Raw genomic sequence first — 16,731 nt, forward strand, 5'->3', positions numbered from 1 at the left:
TTCCTTTCACGTGTGGGCCCGTTGCCGGGTTCCGTAGGCACCATCCGATCACATCGGCACACGGCGCACGCACCGGACATGGCGGTGAAGCCGTCCCCGGCCCGCGGGTTCACCGCACCCGGAAGACCGGCCCCTGGGCTGTGAACGGCAGCCGCGCGCCCTGCGGTATCAGATACGCGTGTTCCCGCCGTACCCGCAGCACGTCGCACCAGCCGTCCGTGATCACCAGGACCGGGGCACCGGGCGGGAAGTCCCGTGCCCGGTGCAGCAGATCGATCCCCGGCTGCAGGACCGTACCGCCGCGGCCGTGCACCCGTACCCGGCCGGCGATGTCGGTGACCGGCAGATAGCCGGCGTCGTGCGGCGCCGCGTCGCAGAAGACGACCCGGGCCGCGGGTACGTCGCGGGCCCCGGCGTACGAGGCGATCGCCCCGAGCGCCTTGCCGAGCAGGACGCGGTCCATGGAGCCCGAGGTGTCGAGGACGACGCCGAAGGTGCAGCGGGCCACCTCCTCGGGCGGGAAGTAGCGCCCGGCGCGCGGGATGTCGGGCGTGGAGCTCTGGCGGCGGGAGGGGCGCGCAAAGGAGCGTACGGGTTCGGGGCGGGGGACGAACTCGTCGAACCAGCGGGCGAGTCGGGCGTCCCACGGCAGTGGCGGATGGCTGAGCGCGCGGATCTCCTCCACCAGACCGCCGGGCAGGAAACCGCGCTCCTGCTGCTGGTGCAGGTCCAGGCCGTGTGCGAGGCCCCGGCGGTAGAACTCGTCGAGGTCTACGTGGTCGCCGGGCGGACGCAGCGGCGCGCCGAGCACGTCGCCGACACCCCGGCCGCGCGGCGTGGCCAGCCGCCGCATCCTGCGCAGATCGCCGGCGATGCGGTCGTAGACCTGCTCCGCGGACAGGCCCGCGAGGTCCGCGTCGTACAGCAGCCCCTCGGGCATCGTGCCGATCTGCATCTCGCGCAGCCAGCCGTTGATGACGTAGTCGCAGGCGATGTTGAACAGGTACGGGTCGCGGGTGCCGCAGCGGTCGCCGTGGCGCAGGGCGGCGTGCAGCATCTCGTGCGCCAGGACGAAACGCCACTCCTCGTCCTCGAACTGCCGCAGCGGGTTGATGTAGATCTCGCCCGCCTCGGCGTTGACCGCGGCCACGGAGATGCCGTGGGCGTGGGCGAGTTCGGCGTCGGCGACGAGCTTGATCCCGGCCGCCACGCCACCGAGCAGCGGGTAGGAGGAGACGAACCAGCTCAGCGCGTGCTCCCAAGGGCGCGGCCGGGCCGCCTCGCCGTCCAGGGAGTCACGGCGGCCGCCCGCCATGTCCATCGCCGCGGACACGGTCCGGGTCAGGGCGGTGGCGAAGGCCAGCTGCCAGTCAGGGGCCTGCCCCCACCATCCCTTCCCGTCCACGAGCAGCTGGTCGGGCTCCCCGCCCGCCGTACCGCAGCGCTCGTACACGGCGGGCAGACCGTCCCGGCGCCAGCGCGCGGCGAGCTGCTCCTCGTCACCGTCGGGGTAGGAGGCCGGCAGGTCCTCGGGGGACCTGCCGACGGGGAAGCCGAGCAGGAACCGGTTGACGACCACGCAGCGCGCGGCGACGTCGTGGCGGTCGGGCTGGACACGCGTGCCCTTGATCGCGGGGACGTGCCCGAAGCCGAGATGCAGCACGGCGTGCGCCAGCGCCCAGGCCCAGTCGGCGGGGTCGGCGAGCCGGTCCGGATGGGCGTGCAACACGCCGTCGGAGTCGACGCGGACCAACCCGTCGCGCGGGGCGGTGGCGCATTCCTCCGCGCGGCAGACGCTGAACTCGACGGCGGCCAGCGCCGGGTTGGCCCGCATCAGCCGCATGCCCTCGGCGAAGGCCTCCGCCGCGAGGTCCCGCTTCTTCCCGGGGCGGGTGCGGCTCATCGCCGCGCCTCCACCAGCCGCGGCATGTCCCGGGCCGCCTCCACCAGGAACCAGGACGGCAGGACGGGGTTGCCGTCGGCGTCGGATGCGATGACGCTCTGGGCTATCTCGACGGAGATCTCCGCGAGCTGCACGAGCAGGGACTTGGCGCGGTACGCGGTCTGCCGTCCGTTCGTCGACATGTGCTCCCTGCTCGCGGGCAGCTCCTTGACGAGCCGGCCCCGGAAGGACTCGGCGAGGTAGTACAGCAGGTCCCGGTCCTGTATGCGGTTCGGCCAGTGCGCGTCGCCCTTGATGATGGCCTCGATGCCGTACCGGCTGCGCACGATCTTGACGTATCCGCAGAAGGCGGTGGCGTGTGCCGGGGTCAGGGTGCCGTGGGCGAGCACCTTCAGCGTCTCCTCGTCGAGTTCTCGGCCGAAGGAATGCAGCGCGTCGGAGAGCATGTGCCACGAGCGGGGCGTGGAGAACGGCTCCTCGGTCTTGGGCGGCTTGGACCACAGGTGGTCGGGCCGGTCGGTGAGGTGATCGAGGATCCACGGGTGGATGGCGTTCGCCGCCGCCCAGACGAGCCAGTCCTTCGCGGAGGCCTCCAGGTGGACGTGGGCGAGACGGTTGACCAGCGCCGAGGCGATCGGCCGGGCGAGGGCGTTGTCGGTGGCGCGGTTGCCCGCGCCGATGACGATGGAACCCTTCGGCAGCTCATAGGTTCCGATGCGGCGGTCGAGGATCAGCGAGTAGAACGCCTTCTGCACGTCCGGGGTCGCCGCGTTCAGCTCGTCCAGGAAAAGGCAGTAAGGCTCGTCTCGGGCGATGGCCTCCGGCGGGCAGAACACCGAGCGGCCGTCCCGGATCTGCGGGACGCCGATCAGGTCTTCGGGGGCGAGCTGCGTGCCCAGCAGACTCACGCACTCCAGCCCCAGCGACTCGGCGAACGCGCGCACCAGGGAGGACTTTCCGATACCGGGGGCACCCCAGATGAACACGGGCCGCACGGTCGCGAGACCGAGCAGCAGTTCCGGAATGCGGGCGGGGGTGACGGTGACGGCTGCCTGCACGCAGCGGCTCTCCTCTTCGGGCCTGAACGGGTGCCGCTCTCGCGGCCGTGGTTGCTCGCCGTCGAGGTTCTCAACGACCGGCAGCGGCCGTCATGTCATTTTCGTGCGCGTGCCGCCGCCGGGTTCCTGCCGGCTCAGGCGGCGCGTTCGTCCTCGATCGCGGACAACGGCACCTGGGGGCCGTCGCACTCGCGCAGCCAGCGGCGGAAGAGCCCGTGGAGCCGCTCGGCTCCGGCGAGTTCGGCGCCCGCCTCGACGGGGGCCGACAGGGCCACGGGGGACAGCAGGAAGGGGCGCGTCTGGGCACCTCCGAGCCCGCCGTGCGAGCCGATCTGCTCCTCGAACGCGAGGACCTCGCCCTCGTCCGGGTCGTACCAGGAGTTGACCATGATGTCGGCGGTGTGCGGGAAGGAGTGCGTACGGCGTATGGCGTCGGCGGCGCCGGCGCCGAAGCCGGTGAGCGGACCGGTCTCGTCGGCGAGCAGGTCGACCGGGACCTCGGCGCCGTGCGCGGCGAGCACCACCCCGCCGTGCTGCTCGCTCCGTACGAGGAGGAAGCCGATGCCGGGGTGGTGGGCGAGCGTGGACAGCAGCGCGGGGTGGCGGCGGTCGATCTCCTCCTTGGTCATCCGGTGCGGCACGTCCGGGAAGGAGACGAGTCCGAGGTTGCCGGAGGCGAGCACGATGGGCTCGTTGCGGCGGCGGGCGGGCCGGTGCTCCGCGCCGCCCTCCTCCACCGGCCGGCGCAGCGCGGCCCGGACCGCCGCACGCGCCTCCGTCCCGCTGTGGGTGCGCTCCACCCTGCGCGGCACGGGCAGTCCGCAGCCGGCCCGCACCAGATTGGCGAGGCTCAGCCCGTAGCGGGTCCGGAAGGTCTCGCCGGGGCTCTGGCCGTGGTCGGAGAGCACCACGATCCGGTACGGACGCGGGGCGTGTTCGGCGACCTGCGCGAGCAGCGCCAGCGACCGGTCCAGCCGCGCAAGGACCTGCTCGGCGTCCCGGCTGTGCGGACCGGAGTGATGGGCCACCTCGTCATAGGCCACCAGGTCCGCGTAGATGGCGTTGCGCCCGGCGAGCATGTCGCCGATGACCGCGGCGACGACGACGTCCCGCTCGACGACGGTGGCGAAGGCGCGCACGAAGGGGTAGAGGCCGCCGCGCTTGACCCGCGGTCGCCGCCGGGTGAGACGGGCCCGGACGGACTGAGAGGCCTCACGGCCGACCTCTGCCAGGAAGGACAGAGCGGTGCGGACGGCGTTGGCCGGATCGCTGAAGTAGGCGAAGTACCCCGCACGGGACCGGTTCTCCCGACCTCGCCTGACGGCGATGGACAGCACGAGGGCGACCTCGTCGGCGCCACCGCTGAAGAGATTGCCTCGGCTCGCGCCGTCGACGGTGAGGAGTCCGCCGTCACCGGTCCGTTCGATGGCCCGGCGCTGGAGTTCGGCGGCGCTCGACGGCCGGTTGCACACCACGACCTCGCGGTGTTCCTTCTCGTACCACCGGAAGGCCGGCACGTCGTGGTTGCTGCCGTGCAGGATGCCGAGCTGGCTGGCGCCGGTCTGGCTGGACCAGTCGGTGCGCCATGCGCCGAGCCGGTGCGTGGGTCCACGGCCGTCGCGGGGACCGAGCCAGGAGGCGACGGTCGGCATGAGCCCCTTGTCGACGGCCGCCCTGAGCACGTCGTGCCCGACCCCGTCGAGCTGGATGAACAGTGCCGCCGGGCTGCCGGGCCCGGCACGCCCGTCGCCCCGCCTGCGCCGGCGGGCCGCCAGCCGGTACAGCCGCCTGCGGTACGCGTCGTCGTCCCGTACGGCGAGGGCACCGCCTGTCGCCGAGGCGACCGCGGACATCATGGCGGCGACCAGGACCGCCGTCTCGGGCGCCGCCTCGCCCCGTCCGGAGGGGTTGAGGCGCAGGGCGAGCAGCAGCAGGGACCCGTTGAGGAAGAAGACCAGCAGCCCCAGCACGAGGGCCGGCACGAGCAGCAGCAACCGGACGAGCAGGGGCCACACGAGAGACGAGAGCAGACCGAAGACACCGGCGCCGGCCGCTGCGGTGAGGGCGACGCGGGTGACGCTGTCACCGGCCGCGGACTCCAGCCGGAAGTCGGGGAGGACACCGGCGAGAACGAGCAGAGTCGCGGTGGACGCGGCCCACACCGCGACGCTCCGCCCCGCTCCGCTGATCAGTCTCCGCCAGCGCTCCTGCCCCACGCCCCGCTCACCTCACGTCCCGGCCGCCGCGATCCCCTGGGGACCCGCCCCACCTTGTCACATCGCCCGGGATCACCCGAAACGCACCGGGCGCGGGCGGCCACGCCCCGGTGGTCAACGACCGTCGTACCCCGCGGTCGGCATCGACAGACGGCGGTGGATGCGCGCCTTCATCTGGGCGTCGTACAACGGTTCCGCGCAGCCGACCGTCTCGACGCGCACGCCCCGCCGCGCGCACTCCGCGGCGAACTCGTCCACGGAGGACAGGGCCCGCTCCAGGACCCGCCGGCTCGGGGCCACGAACAGATCGACGAGGCCCGCCTCCACGTCCGACCACAGCGCGCTGTGGTCGGGGCGCAGACTGCGCACGAGCAGCTCCCTCGTCACCACGTATCCCCGCTCAGCCGCCCAGCGCGCACACATCGCGTGCTGGCTGCGGGAGTCGACGAGGAAGGGGTCCGCGTCCAGCTCCTCCAGCGGCGTCAGACTCGCGATGGCCGCCACCCGTACCGCTCCGGGCCGGTCACAGCCGTCGGGCGGGCCGGAGGTACCGTACGCATCTCCCATGGGGTCCCCTCACCTCAGGGTTTCGCCGCCGACCCTACTCCTGCCCGTAGGCTCGAGGGGAGTCGCACGAAGGAGGCAATGGAGTGCCGGTGGAGATCACGTGGTGGGGTCACGCCACCTGCACGGTCGAGGACTCCGGTACGCGGGTGCTGACCGATCCGCTGTTCGCGCGCCGTCTCGCACATCTGCGCAGACGCCGCGGGGCGCCGCCGCCGCCCGAAGCCTGCGTCGCGGACGTCGTGCTGGTCTCGCATCTGCACGCCGACCATCTGCATGTGCCCTCGCTGGCCCGCCTGGCCCCGGGCACCCGCCTGTTGGTGCCGCGCGGTGCCCTGGCCCAGGTGCCGGGGCTGCGCCGACTGGGCCGTCTGCGGCTCACCGAGGTCGTGCCCGGGGACGTCGTGCGCGTCGACGACCTGGTCGTCCGGGTGGTGCCGGCCCGTCACGACGGGCGCCGGCTGCCCGTCGGGCCGCACCGGTCCCCCGCTCTCGGCTTTGTGCTCGAGGGCGGCGCACGGACGTACTTCGCCGGGGACACCGGCCTGTTCGAGTCGATGGCCGAGGAGGTCGGACCGGTCGACGTGGCGATCCTGCCGGTCGGCGGCTGGGGTCCCTACCTCGGTCCCGGGCATCTGGACGCGGGGCGCGCGGCGGAGGCCCTGGCCCGGCTGATGCCGCGCAGCGCGGTGCCGGTGCACTACGGCACGTACTGGCCGATCGGGATGGATGCCGTGCGACCCCATGAGTTCCACACGCCGGGCGAGGAGTTCGTACGTCTGGCCGCGCACCGTGCGCCGGAGGTGTCGGTGCACCTCCTGGCCCACGGGGAGAGTGTCCGGCCGGAGGTCGCCCGGTGATGTTCCTCGGCACCGCCGGTACCGGCGTGCCCCCGGAGTCGACGCAGCAGGCACTCGGATATCCATCGCTGTTCCTGCTGGTGCTGATCGGTGCGCTGGTCCCGGTGGTGCCGACGGGCGCTCTGGTGAGTTCGGCGGCGGTCGTGGCCTTCCACCAGACCGCACCCTTCTCGCTCGCCCTGGTGTTCGTCGTCTCGGCGTTCGCGGCCTTCCTCGGGGATGTCGCGCTGTATTGGCTCGGACGCCGCGGAATGCGGTCGAAGAACGGTTCCCGCTGGCTGGAGACGATCCGCGACCGGGCCCCCGAGGAGCGGCTGGCCCAGGCGCAGCAGAAGCTGAACGACCACGGCATCGCGGTGCTGACCCTCTCCCGACTCGTTCCCGCGGGCCGCATACCGGTCATGCTCGCCTGCCTGCTGGCCCGGATGCCGCTGCGGGACTTCGCCCGCGGCGACGCCCCGGCCTGCCTCGCCTGGGCCGCGACCTACCAGTTGATCGGGATCCTCGGCGGCTCCCTGTTCCCGGAGCCGTGGGAGGGCGTGGCGGCGGCGGTCGTGCTGACGCTGGCCGTCGGCGCCGCGCCCGGCATATGGCGCCGGATACGCAGGACCGCCGCCTCGTGAGCGCCGGTCGCACTCAGTCCAGCACCCGCGACGCCCCCACCGGCAGATCCCACAGGTCCTCCCGGGCCAGGCCCGCCTTCTCCCAGGCCGCCCGCACCCGCGCCAGGGGTTCCATCACCGGCTCCGCCGACAGTACGAACGTGCCCCAGTGCATGGGCGCCATCCGCCGTGCGCCGAGCTCCCGGGTGGCGCGCACCGCGTCCTCCGGGTCGCAGTGCACGTCACTGAGCCACCACCGCGGGTCGTACGCGCCGATCGGCATCAGCGCCAGGTCGATCCCGGGATAGCGGCGGCCGATCCGCTCGAACCAGTGGCCGTGTCCGGTGTCGCCCGCGAAGTACACACGCTGTCCGTCGGGTGCGGTCATGATCCAGCCGCCCCACAGCGAACGGCAGGTGTCGGTCAGGGTGCGCTTGGACCAGTGGTGGGCGGGGACGAAGTCGAAGCGCACGCCGCCCAGTTCGGCGCCCTCCCACCAGTCCAGCTCGGTGACGCAGGTGAACCGGCGGCGCCGGAACCACAGTGCGAGGCCCGCGGGCGCGAACACCGGTGTGTCGTACGGGAGTCGGCGCAGGGTGGGTAGGTCCAGATGGTCGTAGTGGTTGTGACTGATGACGACCGCGTCGATGCGCGGCAGGGCGCTCCAGACGATGCCTACGGGGGTGATCCGGGCAGGGGTGCCGAGGATCCGGCGGGACCAGACCGGATCGGTCAGAACGGTCAGCCCGCCGATCCGCACCACCCAACTGGCGTGCCCCGCCCAGGAGACGGCGATCGTGCCAGCGCCGACCCGGGGCAGCGGCGCCGGCTCGTACGGCAGCAGGGGGATGTCCCGAAGGCCATCGGGACCCGGCCTCACCGCGCCCTCGCGGGCGAAGCGGGCGAAGGCCTTGAGCCCCGGCAGCGGCGCGGTCAGCCGGTCCACGAAGGAACGCGGCCAGATGCGGTGTTCGCCGAGTGGTCTCGGTTCGGTGATCGGCGGAAACGGGGTCCGCGGACCGGCGTCCGGACTCAGCAGGGAGGCGGACACGGGCTCACCGGCGTCCGATCGGGTCGAAACGGTGCTCGTGGTCGGCTCGGACTGCTGCGTCATCGGGGAGGCTCCCATCGCTGAGCGTCGTCGCGTAGATCGTCGAAGACCGATCCCAGGAGGTTCAACGCGCGTTGCACGTGCGGCAGTTCCAGCGGCGTGGGCGAGACGAGGCTCTGGTGGCGTTCGTCGGTGGTGCCCCCGAGGAACGGCCAGGTGGACAGACGGACACGCAATGCGGCCAGGTCGTCCCCGAAACGGTGACCGCCCGGCGCGGGCATGCCCAGCCGGGCCGTGAGGAAGTCCTCCAGCTCCTGCGAGTCGCCGACGTCCCGGGCGTCGAGCGCGGAGCGCAAGGGGCCGAGGTCCGCGTAGAGGTGGCGGCCCGCCTGCGGGGGCCGGACGAGGGCGCCCGCCGCGACGAGGGACCGGTGCGCGGCGGCGGCCACCTGCGCGTGCAGCGCGATGCCGGTGGCGAGGCGCTCGGTGACGTCGTCGGGTTCGTCGAGGGCGTAGGCGGCCGCGGCTGCGACCGGATCGGCGACGCGGGCGCCGAGAGCGGTGAGCACATCGAGGACGCGGGCGCGCAGCCCGGCGCCGTCGGTGGTGGCCGGGAAGCGGGCGACGGCCGCGGGCCAGCCGGCCGGAAGGAACGGACCGGCGAGATCGGTGACCACCGTGATCCGGTCCGGGAGCATCTCGGCGGGGCTGAGCAGCACGGTCTCGTGCGGCCGGTGCACGCAGTCGCGCCAGGTCTCGTCGCTCACCAGATGGAGTCCTTGGCCGGCGGCGGCCTCGACGGTCTCGTGCACCACCTCGGGCGGGGCCACGGTCGCGGTCGGGTCGTCGGCGACCGCGAGCACGAGCAGGCGCGGGTCACCGCCCTCCGCACGGATCCTGCGGACGGTCTCCAGAAGTGCGTACGGATCCGGGACCCCACCGCACTCCGCGGGCGTCGGCACATGGAACACGGAGCGGCCGAGCGCCCGTATCTGGGGCGCCCACCAGGCGGGACACGGCCGCGGTACCAGTACGTCGCCGCCGAGCGCGGCGGTGACCGCCGCGAACAGGATGGGCGCGCCGGGAGCCGCGGCCACGGTGTCCGGGTCGGCCGGCAGTCCACGCCGGGCGAAGTAGCCGCAGGCGGCGTCCAGGAGGGCGTCGGTACGCCCGGCGGGGAAGGCGCCGTCGTGGTCGGCGGCTTCGGCGAGCGCGGCGGACAGGCCGGGCAGCAGGGGCAGCCCTTGACCGGGAAGGGGCGGACCGTAACGGACGGGACCGTGCCCTTCCGGATCCGTGCGCCGCATATGTGCCTCCACGCCGTCCCTGGTGCGGTAGCCGGTCCCCCGGGGCTCCGGCTCGCTCAGGGCCATCGACCGTGACCGTGGTCCGCGCTCATACTCCTGTTCCTCCCCGGTGCGGGGGACGCCCTCGGGGTCTGAGTACCCAGGGATCCGGAAGGTCATGGCCGTGCCTGCGAGGCGCACGGGACACGGGTCAGCGGTCGACGCTCGGGCCGTGGCGGCGCAGCCGGTGCGCCGCGGCCCCGAGCACGGCCGCGCTGAGCGGGCCGCCTGCGACCAGTGACGGTACGGAACCGCAGAAGGCACCGCCCATACCGGCCTGCGACCCGTGCTGGACTCCGGGGGGCGACTGTCCTTGCCCACGATCGTCGGAACCCTCCTGGCCCTGGCCTCGGGCTTGGCCGCGGTACTGCCCCGGGACCTGGGCCTGGTCCGGAGTCCGGCTCTGAGTCTGCCGCTGACCCGGGATCCGGCTCCGGAACTTGCCGCCGACCGGGATCCGGGCCGTACCGCTGTACACGACGGCGCCCGGGCTCCTGGCCTGCATGCCGCCTCCGTCGGCATAGTCGTGGCCGCCGACCCGGTCCAGCCGGCCCCTGCCCTCGTCGAAGGCGTATGAGGCGGCGTCGATGAATTCGGGCAGGGCGCCGCCGACGGCATCGCAGGACACCGAGACGGTGTCCAGTCCGCCTTGTGCGACCGTCCGCGGTGTGATGCGCGCGGCTGGGCCGGCGGACGCGGGTGCGGCTACGGCACCCGGAGCGGCACCGGCCACGGCGGCGAACGGGACATGGTCACTGCGGCGCATGCGGCGGGCTCCTTCGGCCGGGTTCCTCCGGGCACGGTGAGCGTGCCCTCGCAAGCCCATGACAGCCCGCCCGGCCGCGGCCCGCGCGCGGCCGGACCCCATTCGCGCTACCGGGGCAGCCGGGCGGGTGACGGAGGAGGACGCAGGGGATCCGGTCGGGTGCCCCTCGGCGGCGAGGGGCACCCGACCGGATCAACGGCCCCGAAGAGCCACGGGGCCCTCAGCGGCGACACGAGCGCGAGGACGACGTGATGTCCCGTCACCTTCGCGCTCGCTCCCGGTCCACGGACGTCAGGCGGCGTCCCTCATGACCTGTTCCCGGAGCTGGTTGCAGCAGCGGCTGATCAGCCGGGACACGTGCATCTGGGAGATGCCGAGGCGCTCGGCGATGACGCTCTGGGTCATGTCGTCGAAGAAGCGCATGTAGAGGATGGCGCGTTCGCGTTCGGGCAGGGCCTGCAGCCGGGGCTTGACGGCCTCGCGGTCGACGACGGTGTCCAGCGCGGGGTCGGGCGAACCGAGGGAGTCGCCGAGCGAGTAGCCGTCCTCGCTGCCCGGCAGTTCGGCGTCCAACGAGAGCGCCGTGAAACTCTCCAGGGCCTCCAGTCCGACCAGCACGTCCTCCTCGCTCATGTTCGCGTGCTCGGCGATCTCGGCGACGGTGGGCCTTCGGCCGGAGATGGTCTGTGACAGGTCCTGATTCGCGAACCTCACTCGATTGCGCAGGTCCTGAACGCGGCGCGGCACGTGCAGGGTCCACATGTGGTCGCGGAAGTGACGCTTGATCTCACCGGTCACGGTGGGCACGGCATAGCTCTCGAAGGCATGACCGCGCTCGGGGTCGTAGCGGTCGACGGCCTTGACCAGGCCGAGCGCCGCGACCTGGCGCAGGTCCTCGTAGCTCTCGCCGCGACTGCGGAAGCGTCCCGCGAGCCGTTCGGCCATGGGGAGCCAGGCCTCGACGATCTGGTCGCGGAGCACGTCGCGCTCCGGGCCCGGGGAGAGCGTGGCGAGCCTGCGGAAGGCCTCAGCAGTGTCCGGGGCGTCGTCATGGGGATGGTGCTTCACGCTCGCGCGGTTCGGCATGGTGGGTCGCAACTCCCTTTACTGGTGCCTGGGGTGGACAGTCACCGTGGGAGGGGCACCCGGGCCGGACGGGCACACCCGTGGCGGGTCTCGATCACTCCCACGGACGTGCCTCCTGTCCGAAGCACTGAACTCCGCCTGCCCTGACCCCTGGACGGCAAACACCCGAATGCGGGAGAGGACGACCGAGCCCCTGTGAAGGGCGCGACCGGACGGCGCCCGACGTCCCCGTTCGCACGGCAGGCGCCTCGTCGAGTCGCAGAAGTCACCGCTCAGGTCGCGCCGACGGTCTGCTGCGCCCAGACGGTCTTCTCGTCCGCGTAGTAGCGGGTCCCCCAGTTGTCGGCGAGGTTGGCGATGATGAACAGCCCCCGGCCGTTCTCGTCGATCGTGCGGGCGTGCTTGAGGTGCGGGGCGCTGGACGCGGTGTCGCTGACCTCGCAGGTCAGCTGACGGTCCAGAATGAGGCGCAGCCGGATGGGCGGGGCGCCGTAGCGGACCGCGTTGCCGACGAGTTCGCTGGCGATGAGCTCGGTGGTGAAGGAGGTCTCTTCGTCGATCTTCCAGGTCTCCAGCTGGCGGCGGACGGCCGCACGCGCGAGCGGTGCCGCTCTGGGTTCGGCCGGCAGGGGGCAGGTGAGCACCTGGTCCGCGGGCAGCGCTTCGATGCGCGCCAGCAGGACCATCTTCTCCTTGTCGTTCGCGTCCCGGAGCGCATAGGCGAGTGCGTCGCACAGGTCGCCCAGGGGCCGGCGCGCGCCCGTCTCGAGGAGTGGGCCCAGGGGCACGGGAAGGTCCTCGTTGATCATCGCGAGGGTGCTGCCCGGGGGGAGGGAGACCGCGGTGGCCGGGAACGGCGCGCTGCCCTTGCCGGCGAGCACAGGGCCTGCCGGTACGCACATCGTGGCCGCGCTGCCGTCCGGAAGCACCGCGAAGGGCTTCGGGTGCCCCGCACGCACGATGGCGCACTTTTGTTCGACCGAGTCATAGACCACGATCAGGCAACCCGCGGCGAGCGGCACACGGTGCAGGGGGTCGCCGCTGGGCAGTGCCTCCCGCTCCTCGGCCAGACGGGCGGCGGTGTCGCTCAGCCGTGCCATCAGTTCGTCCGGTTCGAGGTCCAGGGCGGCCAGGGAGTGGAGAGCGGTCCTCAGCTGCCCCATGGTGGTCGCGGTGTCCATTCCGCGTCCGGACACATCGCCGAGGATGAGTGCCGTCCGCGCCCCCGCGAGTTCGATCACGTCGAACCAAGCGCCCCCGCCCCCCGGCCCGGGAATGTGCAGATGGGAGATCGCCACCGTGGACGGTGTCGCCGGCTGCTGCGGGAGCAGTCTGCGCTTGACAGTGGCGGCGATGGTCCGCTCCCGGGTGTAGCGGCGGGCGTTCTCGATGCACAGCGCGGCATGCGCACAGATGTCGGACGCCAGTGCGACGTCCGCTTCGTCGAACGGGTCCTCGTCCCGGTAGCGGTAGAAGCTCACCGCCCCGAGCGCCTCGCCCCGCACGGACAGCGGAGCGACGATCAAGGAGTGGGCGCAGGAACGCTGGATGGACTCCGCTCGGGCCGGGTCCGCCTCGAGCCAAATGCTGTCCGGCTCCACGGGCACGAGCCGCGGCCGCAGATCGGTCAGGACCCGCGAGAAGGGGGTGCCGTACGGCAGCTTCCGCACCTCGCCCACCGGATACGCCGACCGCAGCCCCCGGAAGGCGGCCCGGCGCAGGGGTATGTCCCGGTCGACCGGAGCCAGCGGCGGCTCCTCGCCGCGCACCACGTCCTCGATCACCTCGACCACCACGATCCCGGAGAACGCCGGTACGACCGCGTCGGCCAGTTCCTCGCAGACGGCCACGACCTCCAACCGCTCCCCCACGCATCCGCGCACATGCTCCAGCGTTTCCAGGCGTTGCAGGGCCCGCTCACGTTCGGTGACGTCCACGGTGGACACGATCAGCCCCAGAACCTCCCCGCACTCGCTCTCCAGCCGGGCGTAGGACACCGAGTAGACCCGGGGCCTGCGGCCGACGGCCCCCATCAGGGAGCGCACCAGCCGATCGAGCGCCGGCCTGCCGCTCGCCAGGACCTCTCGGGCCGTCTCCTCCTCCTTCTCGGGTGCCATGAGCCGGAACGCCTCGCCGAACACCCGGCCCACCAGTGATTCGGCAGGGACGTCACGCAGTCCGCGTGTCGCCGTGTTGACGCGCACGATGCGCAGCCGGTCGTCCAGGACATGCAGGCCCACGGGCGACTGGGTGAACATCGCCCGCAGGATCGCCAGATCCTGCTTGGAGACGGCGCCGGCGGCCGCACGAACCTCCCACACCTTCGAGGAGCCGGCCGGCACCGACCTCACCAGCATCGAGTCCGCGCCCCCGCAGCCGGGCCGGTGTCGTTCGCCCTCGGCGACGGCCCCGTCCAAGAGGGCACCGACGGAACGGCCGGCCACGTCCGCCGCGTCCCATCCGAACAGCTCACAGGCCAGCGGAGAGCACTCGATCACCCGCCCGGCGTCATCGATTCGCATGAGCATGTCACTGCCTGTCATGGCACCACACACCTCCGTCCCACCGGCACGTGGACCGCAGGGCCGCTCAGCCGCGATCGGCCGTCGAACGACGCAACGCACCCACCTCCCCATAGTGGGATCCGCACGCGGGCCACCGCCAGCAGAAGCGGGCGTCCGCCGGCGCCCGGCCGCCTCGGGGGCGGCGAGGGCCGCGGCTCCCTCCGTCAGGCCGCGGACGGCTCGTCGATGGACAGGGCGACGTCCCGCCAGGCGGCCAGCACGTCCCCCGTCGCGGCCAGCTTGGCCTCGACGTCGTGGACGGTGGCGGCGCCGAGAGGGAGGCGGATCGGCAGCGACGGGCCCCGAACCGCGGTGATCACCGCCCGGGCGGCCTTGACCGGGTCGCCCGCCTGGGCGTGGTTGGTGTCGTCGGCCCAGGTCCTCGAGGCACCGGAGCTCGCCGCGTAGTCGCCGATGACGCCGGCGGCGCGATGCAGCGAGGAGCCGTCCAGGAAGTCCGTACGCAGCGGTCCGGGCTCGACGGCACTGACCTTGATGCCCAGGGGAGCGAGCTCCAGAGCCATCGCCTCGGTGAGGCCTTCGACCGCGAACTTGGTGGCGCAGTACAGACCCCAGCCGGCCCAGCCCACGAAGCCGCCGACGGAGCTGATGTTCAGGACCGTTCCACTGCGGCCGGCGCGCATGACCGGCAGTACGGCGCGGGTGACGGTCAGCAGGCCGAAGACATTGGTGTCGAAGACACTGCGCGCCTCGGCGTCGGAGGTCTCCTCCACGGCTCCGACCAGCCCCCGTCCGGCATTGTTGACCAGCACGTCGATCCGGTCGAAGCGGTGCAGCGCGGCGGCCACCGCCGCCTCGGCCTGCTCGGGGTCGTTCACGTCGAGAGGCACGGCCAGCAACCGCTCCGGGTGCCCCGGCAGGGCGTCGGTCACGGCCCGCGGGTTGCGGGCGGCGGCCACGACGTTGTCACCGTCCGCCAGGACCTGGCGGACGATCTCCAGTCCGAAGCCGCGGGAGGCGCCGGTGATGAACCACGTACGCATGAAAGAGACTCCATGAGGGGGGTGAGGATCCGGTCGCTGCCACGACCGGAGCGGACCCTCCCCATACGACCGGAGACCGGGGCGGTGTCCCAGCGGTTGTCGGGCTCCGGTGTTCCTGGTTCCGGCAGACCCCCCTTCGCCCTGGCAGGCCGATCACCGGCTGCCGATACTTGAGGACATGGCCGAGCACACCGAGTTGCGCGAGTTCCTCAGGTCCCGCAGGGCTCGCCTGACGCCTCCGGACGTAGGGCTTCCCTGGCACATGGACGGGCGCCGGGTGGCCGGGCTGCGCAGGGAGGAGATCGCCGTACTGGCCGGGGTGAGCGTGGACTACTACACGCGGCTCGAACAGGGTCGGGCGCGTAACGTCTCCGACCAGGTCCTCGCCGCGGTGGCCGCCGCGCTCCGGCTCGACGGGCTGGAGCGGCAGCACCTGTTCGACCTGGTCAGGGCCGACGCGGGCCGCCCCGACCGGACCGCCGCCGCGCCGCCCGCACGGGCGCCCAGGGCCCGTTCCGGGCTGCACGAGCTGCTGCGGTCCCTGGATCCGACACCCGCCGTGCTGCACGGACCGCGCCTGGAGGTCGTCGGCATCAACCGGATGGGCAAGGCCCTCCTCGACGACTTCGAGGCCATGCCGGCGGCCGAGCGCAACATGGCCCGCTGGATGTTCCTCGACCCCAGGGCCCGGGAGGTCTATCCCGACTGGGGGGAGATCGCCGAGCAGACCGTGGCCATCCTCCGCGTGGCCGCGGGCCGCAGCACCTCGGACCCGGCCCTGGCCTCCCTGGTCGGAGAACTGAGCACCCGATCGGAGGAGTTCGCTCGCTACTGGGCCAACTACCGCGTCTTCCAGCACACGCACGGCACAAAGCGTTTCCGTCATCCGGCCGTCGGTGACATGACACTCAGGTACGAGACACTGCACACCCCCACCGAGGCGGATCTGTATCTCACCCTCTACCTCGCGGCCGCGGGTTCACCGTCCGAGGAGAAGCTCCACATCCTCTCCAGCTGGGCGGCGGCGCCCGCCACCCGGAGCGCCACCGCGGGCGGGGACACCCCGGCGGGGGACGCGGCGTCCCGTGGCCCCTCGTTCCGTTCCGGCCCGCCCGAGGCGCGCTGATCAGCTCTTCCCCCGCGATCGCGGGCCGTGCGCGTCCCTTCCCACCACCCGGTTCGGCCATCCGGCTTTCCTCCGTGTCGATCGCGGCCCACCGGGTACGCGAGGGTCCACCCCGAAGATCTGGAGGGAGTCATGCAGCGAGGCAGTGACCGCCTGAGCGTCCACCGTGACGACGAGATGAAGCACGAATTGCAGGGCCTGCTGCGGTCCGGTCACCCGACCAGGACCGAGGAGTGGTACGACCCCGAACCGGTCGCCGACGACGACCCGGCGGTCTGGCGCGGAGCGGTGGTGCCCGGCGACTCACGGACGGCCCTGGAGGCCGCCCGCCTGGAGTTGGCCCGGTATCTCGGACGCGGCAACTTCCCGGCGACGCCGAGCCATCTGGCCCGCGTCCTGCGGAGCAAGAACGCGCCCGACCCCCTGCTCGAGGCGGTGGAGCGGCTCCCCCGCCCGGCCCGCTACGCCAACGCCGAGGCGCTCGCGGAAGCCGTCGCGCGCAGCTAGCCGGCCGTGCGGGAGGCATGGACGTCCGGCCCAGGGGTACTGCGGGCGTCGCTGCGCCGCAGCAGTACCCCTGCCGGC

Annotated in this window: 14 protein-coding genes; 4 read left to right on the plus strand and 10 right to left on the minus strand. The window is 72.7% G+C overall.

Going from position 1 to position 16,731, the window contains the following annotated elements; all coding sequences use genetic code 11:
- Positions 1-109: 109 nt before the first annotated feature.
- From ADL25_RS21410 to ADL25_RS21425, 4 genes are all read right to left on the minus strand, one after another.
- A complete protein-coding gene (locus tag ADL25_RS21410; protein WP_059129369.1) occupies positions 110-1,903 on the minus strand; it encodes a DUF2201 family putative metallopeptidase in 1,794 nt (597 codons plus the stop codon).
- Complete coding sequence (locus ADL25_RS21415) at positions 1,900-2,961, minus strand: ATP-binding protein (RefSeq protein ID WP_059129370.1); 1,062 nt, start codon at positions 2,959-2,961, stop codon at positions 1,900-1,902. The genes ADL25_RS21410 and ADL25_RS21415 overlap by 4 nt, the downstream gene beginning before the upstream one ends.
- A gap of 134 nt (positions 2,962-3,095) precedes the next feature.
- A complete protein-coding gene (locus ADL25_RS21420; RefSeq protein WP_199839190.1) occupies positions 3,096-5,177 on the minus strand; it encodes an alkaline phosphatase family protein in 2,082 nt (693 codons plus the stop codon).
- Between the two features lie 114 nt (positions 5,178-5,291).
- Positions 5,292-5,744, minus strand: coding sequence for a hypothetical protein (locus ADL25_RS21425; protein ID WP_059129371.1), 453 nt, complete (start codon positions 5,742-5,744; stop codon positions 5,292-5,294).
- A gap of 83 nt (positions 5,745-5,827) precedes the next feature.
- On the opposite strand from ADL25_RS21425, the gene ADL25_RS21430 reads away from it, so the two are divergent.
- Together ADL25_RS21430 and ADL25_RS21435 are read left to right on the plus strand one after the other, a co-directional pair.
- On the plus strand, positions 5,828-6,601 hold the full coding sequence (locus tag ADL25_RS21430; protein ID WP_059129372.1) for an MBL fold metallo-hydrolase: 774 nt from the start codon (positions 5,828-5,830) through the stop codon (positions 6,599-6,601).
- Positions 6,601-7,224: a DedA family protein gene (locus ADL25_RS21435; RefSeq protein ID WP_059129373.1), complete on the plus strand. Its 624-nt coding sequence runs from the start codon at positions 6,601-6,603 to the stop codon at positions 7,222-7,224. The genes ADL25_RS21430 and ADL25_RS21435 overlap by 1 nt, the downstream gene beginning before the upstream one ends.
- A gap of 13 nt (positions 7,225-7,237) precedes the next feature.
- On the opposite strand, the gene ADL25_RS21440 is transcribed toward ADL25_RS21435, so the two are convergent.
- From ADL25_RS21440 to ADL25_RS21465, 6 genes are all read right to left on the minus strand, one after another.
- The gene (locus ADL25_RS21440) at positions 7,238-8,317 is read right to left on the minus strand and encodes an MBL fold metallo-hydrolase (protein WP_059129639.1); all 1,080 of its coding nucleotides are present in this window, start codon (positions 8,315-8,317) and stop codon (positions 7,238-7,240) included.
- On the minus strand, positions 8,314-9,561 hold the full coding sequence (locus ADL25_RS21445; protein ID WP_059129640.1) for an aminotransferase class I/II-fold pyridoxal phosphate-dependent enzyme: 1,248 nt from the start codon (positions 9,559-9,561) through the stop codon (positions 8,314-8,316). The genes ADL25_RS21440 and ADL25_RS21445 overlap by 4 nt, the downstream gene beginning before the upstream one ends.
- A gap of 190 nt (positions 9,562-9,751) precedes the next feature.
- Positions 9,752-10,366, minus strand: a complete 615-nt coding sequence (locus ADL25_RS49050; protein WP_059129374.1) for a hypothetical protein — start codon at positions 10,364-10,366, stop codon at positions 9,752-9,754.
- A 291-nt stretch (positions 10,367-10,657) separates the two neighbouring features.
- Positions 10,658-11,452, minus strand: coding sequence for an RNA polymerase sigma factor SigF (locus ADL25_RS21455; RefSeq protein ID WP_059129375.1), 795 nt, complete (start codon positions 11,450-11,452; stop codon positions 10,658-10,660).
- A 272-nt stretch (positions 11,453-11,724) separates the two neighbouring features.
- A complete protein-coding gene (locus ADL25_RS21460) occupies positions 11,725-13,995 on the minus strand; it encodes a SpoIIE family protein phosphatase (RefSeq protein ID WP_159044972.1) in 2,271 nt (756 codons plus the stop codon).
- Between the two features lie 185 nt (positions 13,996-14,180).
- Positions 14,181-15,020: an SDR family NAD(P)-dependent oxidoreductase gene (locus ADL25_RS21465; protein WP_059129376.1), complete on the minus strand. Its 840-nt coding sequence runs from the start codon at positions 15,018-15,020 to the stop codon at positions 14,181-14,183.
- 178 nt (positions 15,021-15,198) lie between these two features.
- Between ADL25_RS21465 and ADL25_RS21470 the strand changes: the two genes are divergently transcribed.
- Together ADL25_RS21470 and ADL25_RS21475 are read left to right on the plus strand one after the other, a co-directional pair.
- Positions 15,199-16,146 (plus strand): helix-turn-helix transcriptional regulator, encoded by a 948-nt coding sequence (locus tag ADL25_RS21470; RefSeq protein ID WP_059129377.1) that lies wholly within the window; start codon positions 15,199-15,201, stop codon positions 16,144-16,146.
- A 132-nt stretch (positions 16,147-16,278) separates the two neighbouring features.
- Positions 16,279-16,653: a DUF2795 domain-containing protein gene (locus ADL25_RS21475; RefSeq protein ID WP_059129378.1), complete on the plus strand. Its 375-nt coding sequence runs from the start codon at positions 16,279-16,281 to the stop codon at positions 16,651-16,653.
- Positions 16,654-16,731: the final 78 nt, after the last annotated feature.

Origin of the sequence: Streptomyces sp. NRRL F-5122 (assembly GCF_001507435.1) — a bacterium.
GTDB lineage: Bacteria > Actinomycetota > Actinomycetes > Streptomycetales > Streptomycetaceae > Streptomyces > Streptomyces lannensis.